The sequence below is a fragment of the Leucobacter sp. wl10 genome, from assembly GCF_003569785.1.
GTDB lineage: Bacteria > Actinomycetota > Actinomycetes > Actinomycetales > Microbacteriaceae > Leucobacter.
Map to the genome: position 1 here is coordinate 1 of NZ_KZ984018.1, position 20,895 is coordinate 20,895.

Consider the following 20,895-nt stretch of genomic DNA (forward strand, 5'->3'; position numbering starts at 1 on the left):
CCCCCGGCACACACCGAAAGACCCCGAACAGCAACTCGTCCAGCTTAGCACAGCTATATGTGCTCGCTGCGCAACCAAAAGAACCGGACCGCTCCCGCCGCCCGGCTCCGTCGCGCTGACAAGGGTCAACACTACCCCCACCCCGCCCGCCCCGCAACACGGGGCGGGATCCCGGGCGTGTCCCGCACCGTCCACCCCGCCGACCCCCACCAAGGACCCAAACCCTGGGCGGATCGGCCGCGGGCCGCCTCAGCCCCCGACCCGGAGTGCCGAGGTCTCTTCGGCGCCGTCGAGCAGGTGCCCCACGGGATCGGCGTCTCGCGGGTCGCGCAGCCCGAGCGCGCCGCTGCGACCGATGAGCAGCATGAGTCCGAGGTAGAGCAGGAAGCTCACCGCGAAGGCCGGGATGTTCGCCCCGATCGGGCTCGGAGCGACGTAGGCGAGTACGTACGACAGCACGGCGCCGATCACCCAGACCACGACAGCTATCCAGTTGAAGCCGCCCGCGTACCAGTAGCGGCTCTCGCGTCGCTCGTGCAGGATCTGCCTGGAGTAGCCGCGACGCTTCAGCACGTAGTAGTCGGCGATCATGATCGCGAACACCGGGACGAAGAAGGCGCTGATGACGAACAGGAAGTCGGTGAACTGGCTCAGCAGCCCGAGGAACGTGGAGCCGATCACCGAGATCACGCCGAGCACGAGCGCGGTCGGCAGGAACTTGAGGCGCCACTTCGACTGCGCGTTCACGACCGAGGTGACCATGCCGAAGACCACCATGGTGTTCGTCGCCATCACCGAGAGGAAGATGGCGACGCCGAGGGGCCAGCCGAACTCCGCCACGATGACCGAGGGATCGAAGGGGACCGCCTCGCGGCCCCGGAGCAGCACCGTGCTGAAGGCCACGAGCCCGAGGAACATCGAGATCGTCGTCGACAGCGTGTACCCCGCCCCGGAGCCCACGATGCCCGCCGTGCTGCTCCTCGCGTGCCGGTTCATGTCGGCGGAGAGCACGGTCCACGAGATCGCGGTGGCGATCACGAGGTCGAGGGTGATGAACGGCGTGCCGCCCAATGAGGCGTCGACGGGGATCGCCGCGAACTCACCCGGCCCGAAGGCCCCGAACGCCGCCGCGAAGACGAAGCCCATGACGAGGAGGATCGCGAGCGCGAGCCACGGCTCCACGCGCGAGATACCCGTGTGGCCGAAGATCGCCAGCACCACCACGACGGCCTGGCACACCGCGGAGAAGAGCATCGGGTTGGAGAACCCGGTGGCCTCGGCCACGAGATAGTTGACCGTGACTCCGGCGAGCATGGCCTGCACCCAGCTCCACCCCATGAGGATGAGGAGATTGGCCGCGGCGGGGATAAGGCTGCCCCGGATCCCGAATGCACCGCGCGTGAGCGCCATCGTCGGAAGCCCGGTTCGCGTGCCCATGTTGCCGATGAGCACCAGCACGATCGATCCGATGAGCGTACCGAGCACGATCATGGCCGTCGCCGTGCCGAAGGAGACGGCGGGGGTGAACAGCGTGCCGGTGAGCAGCGTCGTCACCACGAGGTTCGCCGCCAGCCAGATCATCCCGATGCGCAACAGGGATTGCGTGCCGCGGACGGGGCCCGCGGAGTCGCCATGGCCGTCCAGATTGACGGCCATCGTCTCGGGGCCGGTCATGATCCGCTCCCCTCGGCGCCGGGCACCGTGGAGAGGTGCTCGTGGACCGCGATGAGGCCGTTCGAATCGGTCGTGCGGAAGATGATGCTCTCGCGCTCGACGTACGAGGCCGGGCCGTCGGCGGAGTCGATGCTCGTTGCGACCGTGTGGCTGAACACGGCGCCCCCGGGAAAGGTCTGCACGAGGCGGTCGCTCGAGGTGCAGGCGATGACCCGCCAGCCGGATTCGACCCAGCCCGCCCAGAGCGCCTCGTACTCGGCGCGCGAGTTCAGACGGGCGGGTTCGGGATGGAAGACGAAGCTCGCGTCGTGCGCGAAGCCTGCGAAGTAGGAATCGGTGTCCGTGGCCGCGAAGGCGTCGATGATGGCATCGGCCGCAGCGAGAACAGCCTCCTCGTTCGGGCTGTGCATGTGAATACTCCTTCGGATTCGTGATGCGGCGATCCTCCGGTCGGGCGGGTCGCGGCTCGCGCGACCGGAGGTCGGACTCAGTCCCGTGCGGCCATCGCGGTCACGAGCTCGTACACGACGTGACTCGCGGCGACCGCGGTGATCTGCGCGTGATCGTAGGCCGGTGCGACCTCGACGACGTCGGCGCCGACGATGTTGAGATCTGCGAGACCGCGCAGGATGCGCAGCAGCTCCCGGCTCGTGAGGCCTCCGGCCTCGGGCGTGCCCGTGCCCGGCGCGTGCGAGGGATCGAGCACGTCGATGTCGATCGAGATGTAGAGAGGCTTGTCGGCCACGCGGGCGCGGATGCGGTCGAGCGCGGCGGGCACGCCGTGCTCCTCGACGAACTCGGTGGTGACGATCTGGAAGCCGAGCTTCACGTCGTCCTCGAGATCGCCCTTGCCGTAGAGCGGGCCTCGGATGCCGCCGTGCATCGAGGCCGTCATGTCGATGAGGCCCTCTTCGGAGGCGCGGCGGAACGGGGTGCCGTGCGTGGTCGGGGCGCCGAAGTAGGTGTCCCAGGTGTCGAGGTGCGCGTCGAAGTGGAGCACCGCGACCGGCCCGTGCTTCTTGTTGATGGCGCGCAGCAGCGGCAGGGCGATGGTGTGGTCGCCCCCGATCGTGACGATCTTGTCGACCTGCTCGCCGAGGTCGGTCGCGGCGTCCTCGACGGCCCGCACGGCCTCGTCGAGACTGAACGGGTTCGCCGAGATATCGCCGGCGTCGACGACCTGCTTGAGCGCGAACGGCGATGCGTCCTGGGCCGGGTTGTAGGGGCGCAGCAGGCGCGATGCCTCTCGCACGTGCGTCGGCCCGAAGCGGGCACCGGGGCGGAAGCTCACGCCGCTGTCGAACGGGACGCCGACGATCGCGATGTCGGCCGCCGGAACATCCTCGATGCGGGGCAGCTTCGCGAAGGTGGCGATCCCGGCGTAGCGAGGTGTGAGACTCGCGTCGACCGGTCCCTGCGGGGTGTGAGAGGTCACGATCCCTCATCCTTCCTAAGTTGTCTTATAGTAAACAAGTGAGTTCTATGAGTGAACTTGCACACACTATAGGCTGGATCGCGCGCCGCGGTCAACGGGGCGCGCGCACGATGTTGCGGAATCGAGCCGTGCGCGAGGGCGAGGAGGCGAGCATGCGACCGGTGCACCCCGATGCGGGCGAAGAACCCGTGCGGATAGGCGCTCAGCTGCGCGCCTCCAGGCGCGCGCAAGGACTCACGCTCGAGCAGCTCGCCCGGGCGACGGGGCTCTCCAAGGGGTTCGTGAGTCGCATCGAACGCGATGAGACGATGCCGAGCGTGCCGACCCTCGTGCAGATCTGCCAGGCGCTCTCGCTGGCCATCGGCAGCCTCTTCGCCGAGCCCGACATTCAGCGGATCGCCCTCGCCGACGCACCGCGCATCAACATGGGCGGCAGCGGAGCCGACGAGCGCCTCGTCACACCGCGCGCGGAGGATCGGGTGCAGGTGCTGCGGTCCTCGCTCGCCCCGAACGCGAGCGGCGGCTCGGCCCTCTACACGGTGAACTGCAGCGTCGAGTCGCTGCACGTGGTCTCGGGCGAGCTCGAGGTGCTGTTCGCCGACCGGCGGATGACGCTCGCCGCGGGCGACACCGTCACCTTCCCCGGACGCACCCCGCACACCTGGTGCAGCGGCTCAGCGGGGGCGGAGACGGTGTGGGTGCTCGTGCCCGCGGCCTGGAGCGGGTCGAACTGAGGCCGCGCACACAGCCAAACTCCCGCGTCTCCGCCTACCCTGCTGCGTATGATGCGACGCGCGGCGGCGATGATCGTGGCGGCGACGGGCCTCACGCTCGTCGCCTGCGCGCCGATGCCGCCCCGCGCCGACCCTCCCCCGACGGAGGAACCGACGAGGGGCGCGATCCGCATGGCGGCGGTCGGCGACTCGATCACGGACGGGGACAGCCGAAACCTCGCGGGCGGCGTTCCAGGACCGCTGTCGTGGGTGAGCTACGCGATCGGGCCCGAGATCGAGTTCGTGGGTGGTTGGGCGGAGTGGGGCGCCACGACCGAGCGGATGGCGAGCGCCCTGCAGCAGCCGCTCGAAGCCGACGTGCTCGTGATCCTCGCGGGCACCAACGACGCGGGATGGGTTCCGCATCGCCAGATCGGCATCCAGCTGCGGCGGATCGCCGATGCGGCCGCGGTGGAGGACGTCGTACTCGCCTCCGTGCCGCCGAACGACTTCGCAGTCGGCGTCACCGCCGAACTGAACGCATACCTCGAGGGCTTCGCCTCTCGCGAGGGCTGGACCTGGGTCGACGCCGCCGCCGGCCTCCGGGAGGGGGACCGCTACGCGGAGGGGATGAGCTACGACGGCGTGCACCCGACTGAAGCGGGCGCCCGCGTGCTCGGAGAGGCCATCGGCGAGGCCGTCGTCGAGACGGCTCGCGGGTGACGCCCACGAGCGCGCAGCGGGCGGGCCCGGACGCACGAGACGTCGGGCCCGCCCGCTGCGTCGAAGCTACTCCTCGGAGAGCGAGATGACGCCGTAGTTCCAGCCCTTCCGGCGGTAGACGACGCTGGGCCTGCCCGACTCGACCTCGATGAAGAGGAAGAAGTCGTGGCCGACGAGCTCCATCTGGTCCACCGCGTCCTCGACCGCGAGCCGCTCGGCGGGGAACTCCTTGGTACGGATCACGACGGGCGTGTACTGCTCCTCGCCCGCGTCCTCGCCCGCAACCGGCACGCTTCCCGTGGCCACCGACTCGAGCACCTCGAGCGGGGCCGGCGTGACATCGACCATCTCGAAGTCGTGCGACGCGGCGTCGGCCAGCGAAGTGCGGCCGCGCCCTCTGCGATCCTTCTTGCGGTCCTTCAGGCGACGGATGCGCTCGAGCACCCGGCCGTACGCGATGTCGAAGGCCGAATACTTGTCTCCACCCGCGGATTCCGCCCGGATCACGGGCCCCGGCCCGATGAGCGTGATCTCCACGAGGTCGCCGTGCTTCGGACTGCGATCGCTCTGCCTGGAGACCTTCACCTCGAACGCCTGGGCGCGGGGTAGCAGGCCCGCTACCTTCTCCGTCTTCGATTCGACATAGTTCTCGAAGCGGTCGGTGATCCCGACGTTCTTGCCGCGGATGTTCACGTCCATGGTGACCTCCCAGGTAGCCTCAGGCGGGTGGGCCGGTGTGGCGCACCATCACGCCTTTCCGGAACTCTACTCCACCGGGTGTTTCGGTTTCCACCCGAGTCGCCGCAACGCGTTCGTCGCGCGTGTCACGAAGCTCGGCGACGCACAGCGCAACGATCGCCACGACGCGGGCTCCCGCCTCCTCGAGCGCGTCGCGCGCCGCGAGCACGGTCGCTCCCGTCGTGATGACGTCGTCCACGAGGATCACCTCGCGACCGCGCACCACCGCCCTCGCGGCGCTTCGCACCGCGACCCTGGCGGCGTTCCGCGCGCGCTCGTCGGGCGCCAGCCCCACCTGTCCGCGTCGCCGGCGCGTCGCCCGCAGAGCAGGGACGCGCAGCGCAGCGATCCGCTCCCGAGCGCCGGCCCGCCGGTCGCCGCGCAGTGCGACGTCCAGCAACAGGTCCAGGTGCCGGTACCCCCGCCGCCTCGTGCGCGATCGTCTCGACGGAGCCGCCACGATCACGGGAGCCGCCGGCCCGCCGCAGTGCGACAGGGCGGCGAGCAGGGGCACCCGCAGCTCGGCGCCGAGCTGCCGCGCGAACCCCGTCCTGCCGCCGTGCTTGAGCGCCACGAGCAGCGCCCGCAGCGGCCCGTCGTAAACCCCGCGCACGAAGCAGGGCGCTCCGATCCCCGGGTGGAGCAGCGGACCGGGGCGCTGCAACTCGACCAGGCAGGGCAGGCAGCAGTCGCGATCCGGCTGGCCGCAGCAGACGCACGCCGTCGGCCAGACGAGCGCGAGCAGATCGAGTCGCAGCTCTCGGAGCAGCAGTGGAAGGTCCATGCCGCCATCGTCTCTCGGGCCGCGGGACGCGACGCGCCCGATCCCCACATCTGTGGAGAAGTCGCCACGACGATGGGAGCGGACAACTTGTGAGCGAGACGATCCGCCGCTACCCGCGCTTCGCCAGCAGCGAGACGTCGCCGTCGGCCCGCTGCCAACCGCCGTTCTGCTCGGCGAAGAGATCGTTCCCCTCACCGAGCACCCGCAGCTGGGTGCGCGTCCCGCCCCCGGTCACCTGCCGCCCGCCCGGCACGGATCCCTGCTGGATCGCGAGCTGCCCGGGTCCGCTGTACGTGACCTTGCTGGCCGCTCCGGCCCTCGTCAGGGTGACGAAGCGCTGCTGCCCCAGCCAGTCGAGATCGACGGGCTGGCCCGTGACCCACAGCTGCACGTCCGCCTCCTCCGTCGTGGCGACGGGCACGCCGTTCTCGTCGCGCACCACCCCGGCGACGAGCACCTGGCTGCCCTCGTCGCTCGGCACGAGCGCCGCGACCCGCGCCCCCTCCGGAGACACCCGCACCGCCACCGGCTCGCGACCCGCGAGCCACGGTGCGGAGATGGCGCTGCTCGTGCCGTCGGGCGCCGTGATGCGCAGCGTCCCCGCGTCGGAGGCCTGCACCGTCCACACGCAGCCCATCAGGTCGAAGGCCGGCTCGAGCAGGCCGGGACGGTCGTCCACCAGCAGCGCCCCGTCCTCGTCGACGAGGGTGACACCGCTCTCGTTCTTCACCGCGGCGGCCTGCTCGCTCGGCGCGAGCGTCACGGCGGAGGGGTCGTAGTCGGCGATCGTCGACGCGAAGCCGCTCATCGCCCGGAACTCCCCCGACACGATCGTGCCGAACACCCCGCCCGTCATCACCGCCGGATCGAACACCCGGTTCACGAGCTGCGGCGTCGCCGCCTCGCCGCCCGGAGTATCGCGCAGCGGCGTCCCGTCGACGAGCAGTTCGAAGCCGGTCACGCCCCGCACCGCCTGCAGGCTCATCTCCACCTGCTTCTCCACCTCGGCCATCGCCACCGGGCCCGCCTCGAGTATCGATCCCGTGAGATCGATGCGAGCCACGCCGTCGACCACCTGCACCGACTTCGACACCAGCGCCGTCCCCGCCGGGAACCCGCTGCGCACCACGTCTCGCAGACGCTCGCCGGGGCCCTGCAGCAGCGCGTCGACCACCTCGGTGACGAGCGCGGGCCGCGAGAGATACCATCGGGTCTCCGGCACGAGCACCTTGCCCGGCCCCACGAAGTAGAGCTGTTGCGGCTCCCAGATCGTGGCGAAGGTGGTGCTGTCGAGGATGATGCCCGCGGGGGCGGAGGAGATGCGCCACTCGCCGCCCACCTGTTCGAACTCGAAGCGCATCTCCGTGCGCGGCCCCGGCTTCACGGGCAGCATGACGCCCTGCGCATCGATCTTCGCCACCGCGGCGAGCGACAGCACCCCGGCGGCCTCGCCGTCGGAGCGGTAGGGACGGCTGCCGTCGGCGATGAGCACGCCGTAGTACGGATCCCACTGCCCGGCGTAGTCGGAGGTCAAGAACTCGCGCGCCACCGAGTAGTCGTTGAGGGCGGAGGTGGCAGCGATCAGGAAGCCCTGCACCAGGTCCTCCTGGCTGGCTCCCGAAACGGGCCCGGACGGGTTGTACTGCACCACCTGGTCGGTCTGCTCGAGATTCTTGAGCCCCTCCGTCACGGGCCCCCTGCCCGGGATCGTGGCGCAGGCGGTGAGCAGCGCTGCCGCGGCGAGCGCTGCGACCGCCCCGAGAGCGCTCCTGCGGCGACGCGCGCGCGCCGCGGCGAGTGCGCGGGATCCGCGGGTGCGCGGCGATCCCGAGTCCGCATGGCGATGCCGGTTCATCCCTTGCCCTCCTTCCGTATACGGCGCCACGGCCGACGCAGCCAACCGCCCGTGGCCTGCGGGTCGCCGGCATCGGCGACGTCCTCGGGCACGAGCGACAGCGGCGACATGAAGTCGTTGACCGCGTCGCCTCGCGGCAGCGTGAGCCTGAAGTTCGATCCCCCGCCCAGCCTCGACCAGGCCTCGAGCACGCCGCCGTGCACCGCCGCGTCCTCACTGGCGATGGCGAGGCCGAGCCCCGTGCCGCCGAGCGTGCGCTTGCGCGACGGATCGGCTCGCCAGAAGCGGTCGAAGACGTGCTCGACCTCGCTCTCGCTCATGCCGATGCCCCAGTCGCGCACCGAGATGGCGACGGCCGACGCGTTGGAGTCGACGGTGACGACGATGGGCTTGCCCTCGCCGTGCTCGATGGCGTTGCCCACGAGGTTCGACACGATGCGGCGGATGCGGCGGCCGTCGACCTCGACGGGCGTGTAGCCGCCGAGCGCGCGCACCTCGATGACGGCCCGCGAGAGCGGCTGCAGGCCGTCGACCACCTCGTGTGCGAGCGACACCAGATTGGTGGGCTCGGTCTCGAGCGTCACGCGGCCCGCGTCGTAGCGCGATATCTCGAGCAGATCGCCGAGCAGGGCCTCGAAGCGCTCGATCTGCGCGCCGAGCACCTCGACGGCCCGCTGCTGCCCCGGATCGAGGCCCCCCGAGGAGCCCTGCAGCACCTCGCTCGCGAGCCTGATCGTCGTGAGCGGCGTGCGCAGCTCGTGGGAGACATCGGACACGAAGCGCTGCTGCATCTCGGAGAGGTGGTCGAGCTCCCGGATGCGCGCCTGCAGTGTCTCGGCCATGTCGTTGAAGCCCTCCGAGAGCACGTCGAAGTGCTCGTCGTTCTGACGCGGCATGCGGGCGTCGCTCTCGCCCGCCGCGAGACGGCGGCTGGCATCGGCCGCTACGCGGATGGGTCGGAACGCGATGCGGGACATGATCCACACGAGAACGCCGATGAACCCCATCATGGCGGCCGCGGTGATGAGCAGGGTGCGCTGCACGAAGCTCAGCGTGTCCTGGGTGCCGGCCAGGTCGTAGCCGATGAAGAGCTCGTAGGTGCCGGCGTCGGCCGGGTACGAGAGGGTGGAGCCGACCACGATGCCGGGCGACGGCGTGCCGTTCTCTGCGGTGAAGGTGACCGGCTGCCAGTGCTGCGTGCCCGACTTGATGGCATCCGAGAGCTCGGCGTCGACGACCTCCGGCAGCATCGAGCTGGTCGAGGTGGGCGGGGGCGCCCCGGGGGACGGCGCCTGGCCCGGCTGCCGGCGCATGTACACCATCTGGCTCGCCGAGGTGTCCTGCACGGTGCGCTGCACGGAGGTCGCGAACGCCGACAGCGCCCCGCGATCGGCCGCGTCGGAGGCGTCGATCAGGCGCTGCGCCGCCAGAGTCGCGCGCGCCGAGTCCTGCAGCGCCTGATCGCGACGCGACGAGTAGAGGTCGTCGCTGATGCTCGTCAGGATGAACACGCCCGCCACGAGGATCACGAAGCCGGTGACGAGGCCCGTGACGGTCATGGTGCGCACCATGAGCGACCTGCGCCAGCGCGCGCGGAAGGGTCCGAGCACCGGCTGCGTCGCCCTGAGCCAGCGCAGGCGGAGCCGGCGCAGCGCGGTCGTGAGGCGCCGGCGGCCGCGAGTGCGCTCCATCATCCCTACTCGACGGCGGTGCCGGCGCGATACCCCACGCCGCGCACCGTCGTGACGATGGTCGGGCGATCCGGATCCCGCTCGATCTTCGCCCGCAGGCGCTGCACGTGCACGTTCACGAGCCGGGTGTCGGCCTTGTACTGGTATCCCCACACCTTCTCGAGCAGGACCTCGCGGGTGAACACCTGCTGCGGCTTGCGGGCGAGGATGGCGAGCAGGTCGAACTCCAGCGGCGTGAGCGGGATGGGCTGGGAGCCGCGCCGCACCTCGTGCGCCGCGACGTCGATGGTGAGGTCTCCGACGCGCAGAGTCTCGGAGGCGTCCTGCTGCGGCTCGCGCAGTCGCGCGCGGATGCGGGCGATCAGCTCCGCAGGATTGAAGGGCTTGACCACGTAGTCGTCGGCGCCGGCCTCGAGGCCGCGCACCACGTCGCGCGTGTCGGTGCGCGCGGTGAGCATGATGATGGGCACGCCCGACTCGGCGCGGATCAGCTCGCAGACCTCGATGCCGTCGAGTCCCGGCAGCATGACGTCGAGCAGCACGAGATCGGGGCGCATCTCTCGGAACTTCTCGATCGCCTCGGCGCCGTCGGCCGAGCTCTCCGTCGCGAAGCCCTCGCCCTGCAGCACCATGCCGAGCATCTCCGCCAGTGCCCTGTCGTCGTCAACCACCAAGATGCGCGCGCTCATGAAACCCATTATGGCCGCAAAGCTGCGAAAGCCGTGGTTTGCGCGGCCGCGGGGCGCCGCAGCTCAGTAGTGATCGAAGCGCCCGGGCAGGAGCTCCCACGGATCGCGGCCGAGATAGTCGCACACGGCCTGGTAGACGCAGTGCTCGATGAAATAGCGCCGATGCTCGTCGTCGTCGACGTGCAGGCCCCGGGCGCGCTGGATCGGCATGCGGTAGAGCATGATGGTGCGCGCGTCGCGGTCCACCGAGTACAGCAGGGGGAACCGGCTCTCGCCCCGGGCGGCGGGCGCGGTCTGGAAACCGACGCTCACCCCGCGCAGCTCCTCCGGGAGGTACGACTGCAAGAGCTCCACCGCGCCGCGGGCATCGGTCTCGAACCGGGTGAACCGGCTGCGCGGATCCGGCAGGCTCGGCCCCGTGAGCGAGGACCGGATCGGACGCCGCTCGTGCCGGCGCCGCACGCGCACGGGGCGACGGGATCTGCGCTCACGACCGAACATGCCGATCAGTCTAGCGGCGGCCTCGCGGCGCGCGGGCGGGCACACGGGCCGAGGTCGCGCAGATGCTGCAGAAGATATCGCATCTGCCGCAGATATGGCGGATCGGGCCCCGACACGCATACGTACGGCAGATCCCATATGCTTCGGCGAGCCGGGGCCGGGCGCTACCGGGTGTAGACCGTGAGTTCGCCGCCGCGCGGATCCGGGGCGAGCACCGGATAACCGGCGATCGCCCCCTCGCCCAGGTAGCGCACGCCCGCGTACACGGGGGCCGAGCTCGTGAGCACCGCCGCGGCGGGGGCGCGCACGACCACCGCGGCCCCGCCGGGGATGCGCGTGGTGCTCGGCCTGCCGGTCCCGTCGGCGCGCGCGACCCGCACCTCTGCCTCGCCCGTTCCCGCGTTGACCACCACGAGCCCTCCTCCGGAGACCACCGGCGCCGCCACGGGCTGCTCGGCCGCGATCTCGGGGGCCGGCGAGAACCACTCGTAATCGGTGCGGTCGTTCTTCATCGACGAGCCGAGTGCGGCGGCCAGCACCGGTACGTCCGCCTCCACGATCAGCGCGCTCGCACCGGCGGGCCAGGTCGCCACGCGCGACTCCCCCACCGCCCCGCCGGCGAACTCGATCGACCCGAGGTCGACGCTCCTGCCGTTCCGGTCCACCGCCCGCAGCCGGGCGGTGCCGCTCTCGCCGCCGGGCGCGAACGCGCGCACGATCACCGGGAAAGCGTCGCCCTCGCCCGCGTCACTGGGCCCCTGTTCGCGGCCGCTCTCGTTGGCGACGCCCGGCACGACCAGGCGCTGCGCGGCCTGGACCTGCCGGTTCACGGACGACACGGCGAACGGCGAGATGCCCTCGACCTGTCCGACGCCGAGGCTCGCGGTCACGGGAGCGCCGGTGCTCGCGACCCGCACGGCGATGCGCTGGCGGTCGGGGGCGTAGCCGTTCAGCGAGAGGATCTGCTGGGTGCCGGGCGCGACGAGCACACCGGTCGACTGCGCGTCGACGGGACCGTTCTCGTCGAACACGGAGAGCTGCACCGTCGCGGGCACGGTGCCGGGATTGCCGAGGCTGAGCGTGGTCGCGACCCCGACGGTCGTCGACCCGCCGAGCAGCCACTGCTCGTTGAGGGGCTCGGCGCACGAGCTCGCGACCGCGCCCCGCAGGGTGCCGGTATCGACGGCTTGGATCTGCGCCGCCGCGAGAGGGTCGGCGAACGGGGCGGCGAAGACTCCGGGCAGCCCCGTGCCGCCCTCGGCTCGCGCGAGCTCGGCACTGCTCGCGGCCACGCCGGACACGGTGACCGCGGGGGCACCCGTCGGGATGGCCGCACCGGGACGACTCGAATCGGCGCCGAGCTCGGCGAACGAGCCGGCGCACACGAGGCTGCGGGTCGCGTCCTGCGTCGTGTCGACCTGCACGGCGAGCGGCGCGCGCTCGACGCTCGGAAGAGTCATGGCGCCGAGCAGCGCCACCGCGACTCCGCAGGCGCCGAGGACCACGAGGCCGGTGACGGCCCGCGCTCCGCCGCGCAGCATCCGGGAACGATCGCTCATCGCTCCGTCTCCCCTCCCTCGGCCGGCGTCTCAGCACTCGCCGCCCGCCGGGCGGGAGGCTGCGGCTTCCGCCGCTTCGGTCGCTTGCGCTTCTCCGGCCGCCAGGCCACTTCGCCGGTCGGCAGTGCGAGCAGCAGCACGCCCAGGAGCACGGCGAGCTGGATCGTCCAGATCGTGTGCCCGCTCAGCGAGGTGCCGCCGAGCAGCATCCCGGCGTCGCCCTGCGGCCCGGTCTCGGTATCCGGATCCACCACGCGCCACAGCAGCCCCTGCTCGGTGAGCCCGGCGCTCACGAGCGCCGAGTGCTGATCGAAGACCCGCTGCAGCTCGGCGCGCTCGACATCGCTGCCCCCCTGCCCGAGCAACACGAAGCCGATGCCCTCGGATCGCAGCTCGTCGCGCATGTCCGCGCCCCCCACGCTGGCCAGACCACCGACCAGCTCCGCGAGACGCCGATCATCGGCCGTTTCATCGGGAGCGGTCAGGGTCGTGCGGATCGCGTCGAGGCGCACGCCCCGCCCGGCGATCAGCTCCGCGCGCACGCTGTGAGAGGCCTCTGGGGTGAGCACGAGCGTGCGCATGCCCGGGTCGGTCTCGCCTGCGGCCTGCACGAGCGCGGGCATCTGCTCGCTGCCGGGCTGGAACGGCACGCGATCCAGGAGCAGCTGCGACCCCACCGGCACCACCGCCGCGAGCACTCCGACGAGTGCCGCAGCCGCGACCGGGGCGGCCGCCCGACGCAGCGCGTCCGTCCCGACCGCCGCGAGGCTCAGCACCGCGATCCAGTACACCGCGAGTCCCGATCCCGTCCACAGCGCCACGCTCTGGTCGCCCAGCACCGTCAGGCGCAACTGGCCCGCGACGATCGCGGTCGCCATGCCGAGACCGCCGAACAGCGCGTTCAACAGGGTGACGGCGACGCGGCCGGTGAAGAGCCCGAGCAGCGCGAGCAGCGCGACCGGCAGCATCATCAGGCCGACCAGCAGCGTGGCGGGCGGGCCGCCGAAGCCCACGGCGTCGAGGATGCCGGCCCAGCCCTCGAGCCCGAACTTGGGGAAGCCGAGCAGCAGGTGCCAGGTGGTGCCCGACTCGAAGGGCACCACGATGCCGGGGTCGAGCAGCAGATCGAGGGGGCGTCCGTCGATGAGGCTCGTCACGAGCTTGGGGGCGAAGAGCGCGAGCGGCACCAGCGCGGTCGTGAGCACTCGAGCGACGCCGCGCAGCGTGGTGAAGAGGCCGACGACCAGCAGCACGAGCGCGGCGGGGATGAGGATCGGCGCCGCCGCGAGCGCCACGGCGGCGAGCAGAGACGCGGTCCCGGCCCAGCTCCACGACTCCCGGCATCGAGTGGCCGCGATCAGCAGCCAGGGCAGCACGACCGTCAGCACGAGCGTCGGCAGGCGCCCGCTCTCGAGCGAGCCGAGCAGCACCGGACTCAGCGCGAAGCCCAGTCCGAGCAGCGCCCGGCCCGCCTTCGACTCGGTGAGCTGGGCGGCCCAGATCCAGCCTCCGAGCGCGGTGAGCGGGATCGCCGCGACCATGAGCAGCACGACCGCGTGCGACGGATTCCAGAAGGTGAGGGTGCCGAGCAGTGCGAGCACCCAGGTGAAGGGGTCGGCGGGCACGCCGTCGAGCGTGCGGGTGTTCCACCACAGCTGGTCGATGGAGCTGAGCGGGGCGAGCCCTCCCCCGAAGAGGCCGGTCTGCGGCAGCGCCCACCAGGTGAGCGCGGCGGCGACGGCCGCGGCGGCGATGAGCACGGCGAGACCGCCCGAGGAGATGAAGTGCAGCTCGCGGCGCTGCCGCCCCGTGGAGGCGAGGATGGCCTCACGATCGATCATGCGCGCGGTGCGCACGCTCTTCGGGTCGATGCGCAACTGGCGGATCGCGGCCCACCCCGGCTTGGACTGCTCGCGGATCCTGCGCCGAGACGCGATGACCGCGTGGGGCCGGAAGAACACGGTGAAGGCCGAGACGAACTCGCCGAGCATGTAGCCCGGCTGCTCGCGGATCAGCGCCCAGAGCACGCGCAGCAGCGCGTAGACGGGCAGTCCGAGCCACTCGAAGAACGCGACGAACGCGGGCGCGTAGGAGATGCGGCGGTGCAGGTGGGAGGTGCGCGCCTGCCGGTGCGCCGCTCGCAGCACCGAGCGGCGGCGGTCGATGTGCGGGCCCGCGACGCCGCTCTGGGCGAAGCGCACGCGGGAGGCGGGCGCCACCTCCACGCGGTAGCCCGCGAGCCTGGCCCGCACGCAGAAATCAAGGCCGTCGTCGTAGACGGGCAGCGCCGGATCGAACCCGCCGAGCCGGTCCCACACGTCCCGGCGCACCAGCATGCCGACGGGGCCGACGCCGAGCACGTCCTGCATGTGGTCGTACTGCTGCTGGTCGAGCTCCTGCCGGCGCAGAGTCCAGCGCGAGCCGTACCGGGTGAGGCTCTGCCCCAGCTCGATGATGCGCTCGGGGCGGTCCCAGTCGACCACCTTGGGGCCGGCGACCACGACCGACGGGGCGCGCTGCACGCTGCTGACGATGTGCTCGAGCGCCTCGGGCTCGGGGCAGGAGTCCTCGCTGAGCAGCCAGAGCCACTCCTCCGGCTCGTCGTCGGCGCCCTCCGCGACCCCGCCCTGCGCGGGAACGCGGGGCGCACCCGCGCCGATCTCGGGCTCGCCCGCCGCCTGCACGCCGCGGGCGACGGCCTGGCCGTACGACAGGCGCGAGGAGACGCCCACCACGCGCCCGGCGCCGCTGGCCATCAGCTGCTCGCCGAGCCGCTCGGAGCCGCCGTTGTTCACCGCGATGACGGCCGCCGGGGCGAAAGTCTGCGCGGCGATGCCGGCGATGGTCTGTTCGAGCCACTCGCCGCCCCGCTGGGCGACCAGTATGGCGGTTACTCTCGTGCGCATATCGCGCTCAGTCTAGGTGCGGCAGATGCGCTTGGCCTGGAGCGAGCACGGCAAGGCGTGAACAAGATCGATCAGCCGGCGTCTCGACGCAGCTTGCGGCGCTCGCGCTCCGAGAGGCCGCCCCAGATGCCGAAGCGCTCATCGTGCTCGAGCGCGTACTCGAGGCACTCCGACCGCACCTCGCAGCTCTCGCAGATGCGCTTGGCCTCGCGGGTCGATCCGCCCTTCTCCGGGAAGAACGCCTCGGGATCGGTCTGCGCGCACAGCGCGTCGGCCTGCCACGCCAGCGCCTCGTCGTCCTTGCGAACGCCGGGAACGCCGAGGAAGACGGGATCGACGAACCAGTTGCCCGGCACCGGCGTGTGCGGCGAATCGCTCAACGACCGCTCCTTCCTCTGGCCCGGGATCACGCACGCTGCGCGACGATACTCACACAATTACACCGTTGTGATTCGTTCAAGTCAAGCTGAAGATCATAAACCCTCAAGGGGCGCTTGAGGGTCCAAGACACGCTGGCGTGTCGCGATTGTGCCCGATTCACCCCCAGATCACGAGCATGCGGTACGTCATAACGGCGACCGCGAAGTGCACCACGGCCAGCACCAGGTTCGCCCATCGGGTGCGGTCGATCAGCGCCCAGAAGCCGGCCCCGAGCGGCAGCAGGAACGAGACGACGAGATACATCCAGAACTCGAGCGGATCCCCCGCCGCACGATTACCGGCGAACGGCGCCGCGATCGAGATCACGATCTGCGCGAGCAGCAGGAGCGCGACGAGGAGCGTCGCCCCCATGGTGAAGTCGTCCGGTGCGCGCTTGCGCAGCGCCGCCACGAGGCACAGCGCGGCCGCGACGAGCGCGAGAGAGATGACGGCCACGCCGTACCAGACGATCACGCCCGGCTCCCTTCACCGCCGCTGCCCGGCTCCGGCGCGGGAAAGTTCGTCACCACGCGCGTGCGCCCTCCCTCCACCTCGACGAGCCCCACGAGCCGCCCGTCGGGCGCCACCGCGGCGGCCAGTCCACCGACCGGGCGGGCTCCCGGGCCGAGCTCGAGGCGCTTGCCGTGCCCCAGATCCACCGCCTGCTGCTCCGTGAGCCGCAGCTCGGGGAACACCGAGGTCGCCGCGTCCGCCGGTGCGATCGTCGGGATCGCCCCGACCTCGACGAGCCGTTCCATGCTCTCGGCGTCGTCGACTCCGAACGGCCCCACCTCGGTGCGCCGCAGCGCCGTGAGGTGTCCCCCCACACCCAGCGCCGCGCCCAGATCCCGCGCCAGCGCGCGGACGTAGGTGCCCGTCGAGCACCGCACCGTCGCATCGACGTCGATCACCGGCTCCCCGCCGTCCGACGCCGCGAGGCGCGGCTCGCCGATCTCGAACGCGTGGATCGTGACCGGGCGCTTCTTCAGCTCGACCTGCTCGCCCGAACGCACGCGCTCGTAGGCCCGACGCCCGTCGACCTTGATGGCGCTGACCGCGCTGGGCGCCTGCTCGATGTCGCCCGTGAGCTCGCCGACGGCGACGGCGAGTCGAGCGGGGTCGGCGGCGAGCTCGGCCACGGCTCCGGGAGTCGCGGTGCTCACCGGCTCGCCCTCGCGGTCGTCGGTCACCGTCGCGATCCCGAGCCGTATCGTGGCGGTGTACGTCTTGTCGAGGCCCACGAGATGGGTGAGCAGGCGCGTAGCCGGGCCGGCTCCCAGCACGAGCAGCCCCGTGGCCATGGGATCGAGCGTGCCGGCGTGCCCCACCCTGCGCGTGCCGAGCGCGCGGCGAGCCCTCGCGACGACGTCGTGGCTGGTCCACCCCTCGGCCTTGTCGATCAGCAGGATCGCGCCCTGCCCGGGCAGCGTGGTCGGCGGCTCACTCGTCACCCCACCAGCCTAGCGCCGGTCACTTCGGCGGTCCGCCCCGCCCGAGTGACCGGCCGCGCCGCGGGCGGGCGACCGCACAGCCGCGGCATCGCCGCCCGGCGCTTCTCGAGCCCGCCTACACTGGACGGGTGGAGAAGGCGGCGATCGGGCGGGCGCTCATCGAGTGGTACTCGCTCGCGGCTCGGGATCTGCCCTGGCGCGATCCCGCGGTCACTCCGTGGGCGGTGCTCGTCTCGGAATTCATGCTGCAGCAGACCCAGGTGGAGCGCGTGCTGCCGCGCTGGACGGCGTGGATCGAGCGATGGCCGGCGCCGTCGGCGCTCGCCGCGGAGGAGCCGGGAGAGGCGGTGCGCGCTTGGGACCGGCTCGGTTACCCGCGCCGGGCGCTCTGGCTGCACCGCGCCGCCGTCGAGATCGCCGAGCGGCACGGCGACCGGGTGCCCGCCGACGTCGACGCGCTGCTGGCGCTCACGGGCGTGGGACCGTACACGGCGCGCGCGGTCGCGGCCTTCGCCTTCGGCGAGCGCCACCCGGTCGTCGACACCAACACCAGGCGCGTGCTCGCCCGCGCCGTCCACGGGCGAGCGGCGGCGGGCATGCCCCGGCCGGGCGACCTCGCCGAGATGGAGGCGCTGCTGCCGGACGACCCCGCGGAAGCGGCCCGCTTCAACGCGGCCGCGATGGAGCTCGGGGCGGTCGTGTGCACCGCGCGCGCCCCGCGCTGCGCCGAGTGCCCCATCGCGCGGTGGTGCGAGTGGCGCGGCGCGGGCTACCCCGACAACGCGCCCGAGAAGCGGCCAAGACAGGCGAGGTTCGAGGGCAGCGACCGACAGGTGCGCGGCAGGATCATGGCGCTGCTGCGCCGCTCCGGCGAGCCGGTGCCCGTCGCCCGGGCGCTCGAGGCCGCGGCCGACGGAGGAGTGCGGGACCCGGAGCAAGCCGGACGCGCCTACGACTCGCTGGTCGCGGACGGGCTCGTCGTGGAGTTCGAGGGGCGGGCGCGGCTGCCGTAGCCGCGGGAGGCGGGGTCCGCCGAAAATATGGGATCTGCAGAACATATGGCCGATCCCGCTCCAAGTCGCATACCTGCGGTAGATCCCAGAGCTTCCGCGGTCGTACCGCTCAGCGCGGCCCGGCGGACTCGGTCGGCGCCGGCCTCAGATCCAGCCGCGCTCCTCCGCGAGGATCACCGCCTGCTGCCGGCTCTCGAGGCCGAGCTTGCCAAGCACCGCGGAGACGTGGTTGCGCACCGTGCCGGGCGCGAGCGACAGCGCGCGGGCGATCTGCGCGGTCGTCTCGCCGCGCCGCCCCGCGCGCAGCACGTCGAGCTCGCGGCCGGTGAGGGGGCAGCGCTCGTCGCTCAGCGCGTCCGCGGCGACCTCCGGGTCGACGTACCTGCCCCCCGCCGCCACGCGGCGGATGACCTCGGCCACCTCTTCGGCGTCTCGCGATTTCGGGAGGAATCCTGCGACCCCCGAGGCGAGCGCGCGGCGCAGCACACCCGGCCGCGCGTGACGCGTCACCACGACGCAGCGCGTCGGCAGAGCGCGGCGTAGACGCGCGGCGACCTCGACCCCGTCCAGACCCGGCATCTCCAGGTCGAGCAGGCAGACGTCCGGCTGCAGGCGGATGGCCTCGGCGACCGCCTCCTCCCCGTCGGCGCACTCCGCGACGATCTCGATATCGTCCTCGAGCCGCAGCAGCGCCGCGAGCGCGGAGCGGATCATCGCCTCGTCGTCGGCGAGCAGCACCCGGATCACGATGCCTCCCCATTCGTCGTCCCGGTCGTCGCCGCCCCCTCGATCGTCCCCGCCGCAACCGGCACTGCCGGCACCGTCACGATCACGGCGAACTCGTGCCTGCCGCGTCGCACGTCGAGGGCGCCGCCGACCTCCGCGATCCGCCGCGCGACGCCGTCGAGCCCTGATCCGCGCCCGTCTGCCTCCGCGCCCGCCGCGGCGTCGTTCGAGATCTCGTAGCGCCACAGGGCGCCGGAACGGGCGAGTCTCAGACGCGCCCACTCGCCGCCGCCGTGGCGCAGCACGTTCGTCGTGGTCTCGCGAATCACGGGTCCGAGCACGTCTGCGGGCGCACCGTCCGCGGCGGCGTCCACCACCGCCTCGGCCTCCGCCCCGGCCGCGCGGAGCAGATCGACGGCGTTGGCGAGTTCGTCGCGCAGCGGCACGGAGCGGAAGCGCGTGGCCAGATCTCGGGTGCCCTGGCGGGCCTCGTCGACGCTCGCCCTCGCGGCGCGCAGCTGCTCGAGGGCGGCATCCGGATCCTTCGCCATCAGCCGCTCCGCGAGCTCCAGCTGGAGGGCGATCACCTGGAGGTGGTGCCCCTGCAGGTCGTGGACGTCGGTGGCGACGCGCAGCCGCTCCTGCGTCGCCCCCAGCCGCGCCTCGGAGGCGCGGGCCCGGTCGAGCACGACGAGCACGTCCCACCACCACAGCGACACAACGGTCGCGGCCGGCACGAAGAGAAGGGAGTATAGACCGAGGAACGATCCGCCCCGTCCGTCGAACTGCTCGGCGAACTGCGCTTCCGAGTCGACGAACCACAGGGCGAACAGCAGCAGCGTCGCGGCGATGGCGACGCGCACCCGCAGGCCGCGCGGCCAGTGCAGCAGCATGAGCGACTGGGCCAAGGGCGCCACCCCCACGGCCCAGAGCCCCGAAGCGACTCCCGCGACGCCGCCGCACCCGGCCGCTACGAGCAGCGGAACCAGGATCTGCCGGTCGAGCAGCTGCGAGGACGCGCCGTCTCGCCGGTATCGCAGCAGCAGCGGCACCGTCGATCCGAGCCACACCAGATAGGCGACGACGACGGTCGCGACCAGGCCCGAGCCCAGGCCGGACACGACGAGAACCAGAAGCCAGACCAGTCCGAGCATCGCCTCCATCAGCAGCACGCCCACCGCCGTATACCACCAGGTCGCCGTGATGCGCCACGAGAAGCGAGTCTCCGACGCGAGCGGGGAGGCCCCCTCCACGACCGGCTCGCTCCGACTGGACATGCCTCCACGATAGGCCCATGACAGATGTCACCCGTGCGACGTGAGGAACACTCGCAAGCCGGTGACTGACCGGCACTTCCGGGAGGCACGCCGAGCTGGTGGACTGGTGTCACTTAACGGGAGGGGTCGTCGAGGACGCTCCCGCAACGACCGACAGGAGCGGACCATGAACCTCATCGACACCTTCCAGGATCTCGTCGCACGCGTGCCCGAGCTCATCCAGCCGCTGATCGTCGCGCTGGCCGGCGCGGTGCCCTTCATCGAGGGAGAGGGAGCGGCCACGATCGGGGTTATCGGCGGCATCCACCCCGTGATCGCCGCGCTCGCCGCGATCATCGGGAACTTCGCCTGCGTGGCCGCGCTCGTGCTGCTCGGCTCCGGCGCGCGGCGGGCGGTCGTCACCCGCCGCCGCCAGCGGAGGCTCGCGCGCGCCGGAGCGACCGAGGCCGCAGGCACGTCGCTCGAGGCACTGCCCGCGGAGAACGACGGCAGCCGCGCCTCGGCGCGGCGGACGAAGTTCCTGCGCGCGCTCGAGCGCTACGGCGTGCCGGGTGTGAGCCTGCTCGGCCCGCTCCTGCTGCCCACCCAGTTCACCGCGACGATGCTCGCCGCCGCCGGTGTCGGCAAGGGCCGCGTCCTGGCCTGGCAGGCGGTCGCGATCATCGGCTGGACCACCCTCCTCACCGTGCTGATCAGCGGCGCCCTGGGCGGATTCAATTGGTTGTCGCAACACCCTGATG

At 71.9% G+C, this 20,895-nt stretch carries 20 protein-coding genes; 4 read left to right on the plus strand and 16 right to left on the minus strand.

What is annotated here, in order from left to right; genetic code table 11:
• Window positions 1–249 precede the first annotated feature (249 nt).
• The 3 genes from D1J51_RS17180 to speB form a co-directional block, all read right to left on the minus strand.
• Entirely contained in the window at window positions 250–1,674 is a 1,425-nt protein-coding gene (locus D1J51_RS17180) for a purine-cytosine permease family protein (protein ID WP_119077180.1), read from the minus strand.
• Window positions 1,671–2,084 (minus strand): YybH family protein, encoded by a 414-nt coding sequence (locus tag D1J51_RS17185; RefSeq protein ID WP_119077182.1) that lies wholly within the window; start codon window positions 2,082–2,084, stop codon window positions 1,671–1,673. Before D1J51_RS17185 ends, D1J51_RS17180 begins: the two co-directional genes overlap by 4 nt.
• A 77-nt stretch (window positions 2,085–2,161) precedes the next feature.
• Window positions 2,162–3,109, minus strand: coding sequence for an agmatinase (gene speB / locus D1J51_RS17190; RefSeq protein ID WP_119077183.1), 948 nt, complete (start codon window positions 3,107–3,109; stop codon window positions 2,162–2,164).
• 152 nt (window positions 3,110–3,261) lie between these two features.
• On the opposite strand from speB, the gene D1J51_RS17195 reads away from it, so the two are divergent.
• Both D1J51_RS17195 and D1J51_RS17200 read left to right on the plus strand, forming a co-directional pair.
• On the plus strand, window positions 3,262–3,843 hold the full coding sequence (locus D1J51_RS17195) for a helix-turn-helix transcriptional regulator (RefSeq protein WP_119077209.1): 582 nt from the start codon (window positions 3,262–3,264) through the stop codon (window positions 3,841–3,843).
• Between the two features lie 48 nt (window positions 3,844–3,891).
• Window positions 3,892–4,545 (plus strand): SGNH/GDSL hydrolase family protein, encoded by a 654-nt coding sequence (locus D1J51_RS17200; RefSeq protein WP_119077185.1) that lies wholly within the window; start codon window positions 3,892–3,894, stop codon window positions 4,543–4,545.
• Between the two features lie 66 nt (window positions 4,546–4,611).
• On the opposite strand, the gene hpf is transcribed toward D1J51_RS17200, so the two are convergent.
• The 11 genes from hpf to truB form a co-directional block, all read right to left on the minus strand.
• The gene (gene hpf / locus D1J51_RS17205) at window positions 4,612–5,244 is read right to left on the minus strand and encodes a ribosome hibernation-promoting factor, HPF/YfiA family (protein WP_119077187.1); all 633 of its coding nucleotides are present in this window, start codon (window positions 5,242–5,244) and stop codon (window positions 4,612–4,614) included.
• 19 nt (window positions 5,245–5,263) lie between these two features.
• On the minus strand, window positions 5,264–6,067 hold the full coding sequence (locus D1J51_RS17210; RefSeq protein ID WP_119077188.1) for a ComF family protein: 804 nt from the start codon (window positions 6,065–6,067) through the stop codon (window positions 5,264–5,266).
• A gap of 109 nt (window positions 6,068–6,176) precedes the next feature.
• Window positions 6,177–7,922 carry an LpqB family beta-propeller domain-containing protein gene (locus tag D1J51_RS17215; RefSeq protein ID WP_119077190.1) on the minus strand — a complete coding sequence of 582 codons (1,746 nt, stop codon included), beginning with the start codon at window positions 7,920–7,922 and terminating at the stop codon, window positions 6,177–6,179.
• Entirely contained in the window at window positions 7,919–9,613 is a 1,695-nt protein-coding gene (gene mtrB, locus D1J51_RS17220) for an MtrAB system histidine kinase MtrB (RefSeq protein ID WP_119077211.1), read from the minus strand. The genes D1J51_RS17215 and mtrB overlap by 4 nt, the downstream gene beginning before the upstream one ends.
• Window positions 9,614–9,618: 5 nt before the next feature.
• On the minus strand, window positions 9,619–10,302 hold the full coding sequence (gene mtrA, locus D1J51_RS17225; RefSeq protein ID WP_119077213.1) for an MtrAB system response regulator MtrA: 684 nt from the start codon (window positions 10,300–10,302) through the stop codon (window positions 9,619–9,621).
• A 63-nt stretch (window positions 10,303–10,365) separates the two neighbouring features.
• Window positions 10,366–10,803 carry a metallopeptidase family protein gene (locus D1J51_RS17230; protein WP_162903917.1) on the minus strand — a complete coding sequence of 146 codons (438 nt, stop codon included), beginning with the start codon at window positions 10,801–10,803 and terminating at the stop codon, window positions 10,366–10,368.
• Between the two features lie 164 nt (window positions 10,804–10,967).
• On the minus strand, window positions 10,968–12,362 hold the full coding sequence (locus tag D1J51_RS17235; protein ID WP_119077192.1) for a DUF5719 family protein: 1,395 nt from the start codon (window positions 12,360–12,362) through the stop codon (window positions 10,968–10,970).
• Window positions 12,359–15,268 carry a glycosyltransferase family 2 protein gene (locus D1J51_RS17240; protein ID WP_119077194.1) on the minus strand — a complete coding sequence of 970 codons (2,910 nt, stop codon included), beginning with the start codon at window positions 15,266–15,268 and terminating at the stop codon, window positions 12,359–12,361. Before D1J51_RS17240 ends, D1J51_RS17235 begins: the two co-directional genes overlap by 4 nt.
• Window positions 15,269–15,339: 71 nt before the next feature.
• The gene (locus D1J51_RS17245; RefSeq protein WP_240423424.1) at window positions 15,340–15,555 is read right to left on the minus strand and encodes a WhiB family transcriptional regulator; all 216 of its coding nucleotides are present in this window, start codon (window positions 15,553–15,555) and stop codon (window positions 15,340–15,342) included.
• A 250-nt stretch (window positions 15,556–15,805) separates the two neighbouring features.
• Window positions 15,806–16,162: a hypothetical protein gene (locus D1J51_RS17250; RefSeq protein ID WP_119077198.1), complete on the minus strand. Its 357-nt coding sequence runs from the start codon at window positions 16,160–16,162 to the stop codon at window positions 15,806–15,808.
• The gene (gene truB, locus D1J51_RS17255; RefSeq protein ID WP_119077199.1) at window positions 16,159–17,139 is read right to left on the minus strand and encodes a tRNA pseudouridine(55) synthase TruB; all 981 of its coding nucleotides are present in this window, start codon (window positions 17,137–17,139) and stop codon (window positions 16,159–16,161) included. Before truB ends, D1J51_RS17250 begins: the two co-directional genes overlap by 4 nt.
• 128 nt (window positions 17,140–17,267) lie before the next feature.
• Between truB and D1J51_RS17260 the strand changes: the two genes are divergently transcribed.
• Window positions 17,268–18,152, plus strand: a complete 885-nt coding sequence (locus D1J51_RS17260; protein WP_119077201.1) for an HhH-GPD family protein — start codon at window positions 17,268–17,270, stop codon at window positions 18,150–18,152.
• Between the two features lie 144 nt (window positions 18,153–18,296).
• Here the strand turns inward: D1J51_RS17260 and D1J51_RS17265 are convergent, their stop codons facing one another.
• Together D1J51_RS17265 and D1J51_RS17270 are read right to left on the minus strand one after the other, a co-directional pair.
• Window positions 18,297–18,899 carry a response regulator transcription factor gene (locus tag D1J51_RS17265; protein ID WP_119077203.1) on the minus strand — a complete coding sequence of 201 codons (603 nt, stop codon included), beginning with the start codon at window positions 18,897–18,899 and terminating at the stop codon, window positions 18,297–18,299.
• Window positions 18,896–20,155, minus strand: a complete 1,260-nt coding sequence (locus D1J51_RS17270; RefSeq protein ID WP_119077205.1) for a sensor histidine kinase — start codon at window positions 20,153–20,155, stop codon at window positions 18,896–18,898. The genes D1J51_RS17265 and D1J51_RS17270 overlap by 4 nt, the downstream gene beginning before the upstream one ends.
• Window positions 20,156–20,321: 166 nt before the next feature.
• Between D1J51_RS17270 and D1J51_RS17275 the strand changes: the two genes are divergently transcribed.
• Window positions 20,322–20,895: small multidrug efflux protein (locus D1J51_RS17275; protein ID WP_119077207.1), on the plus strand; the 574-nt coding region annotated here is incomplete at its 3' end.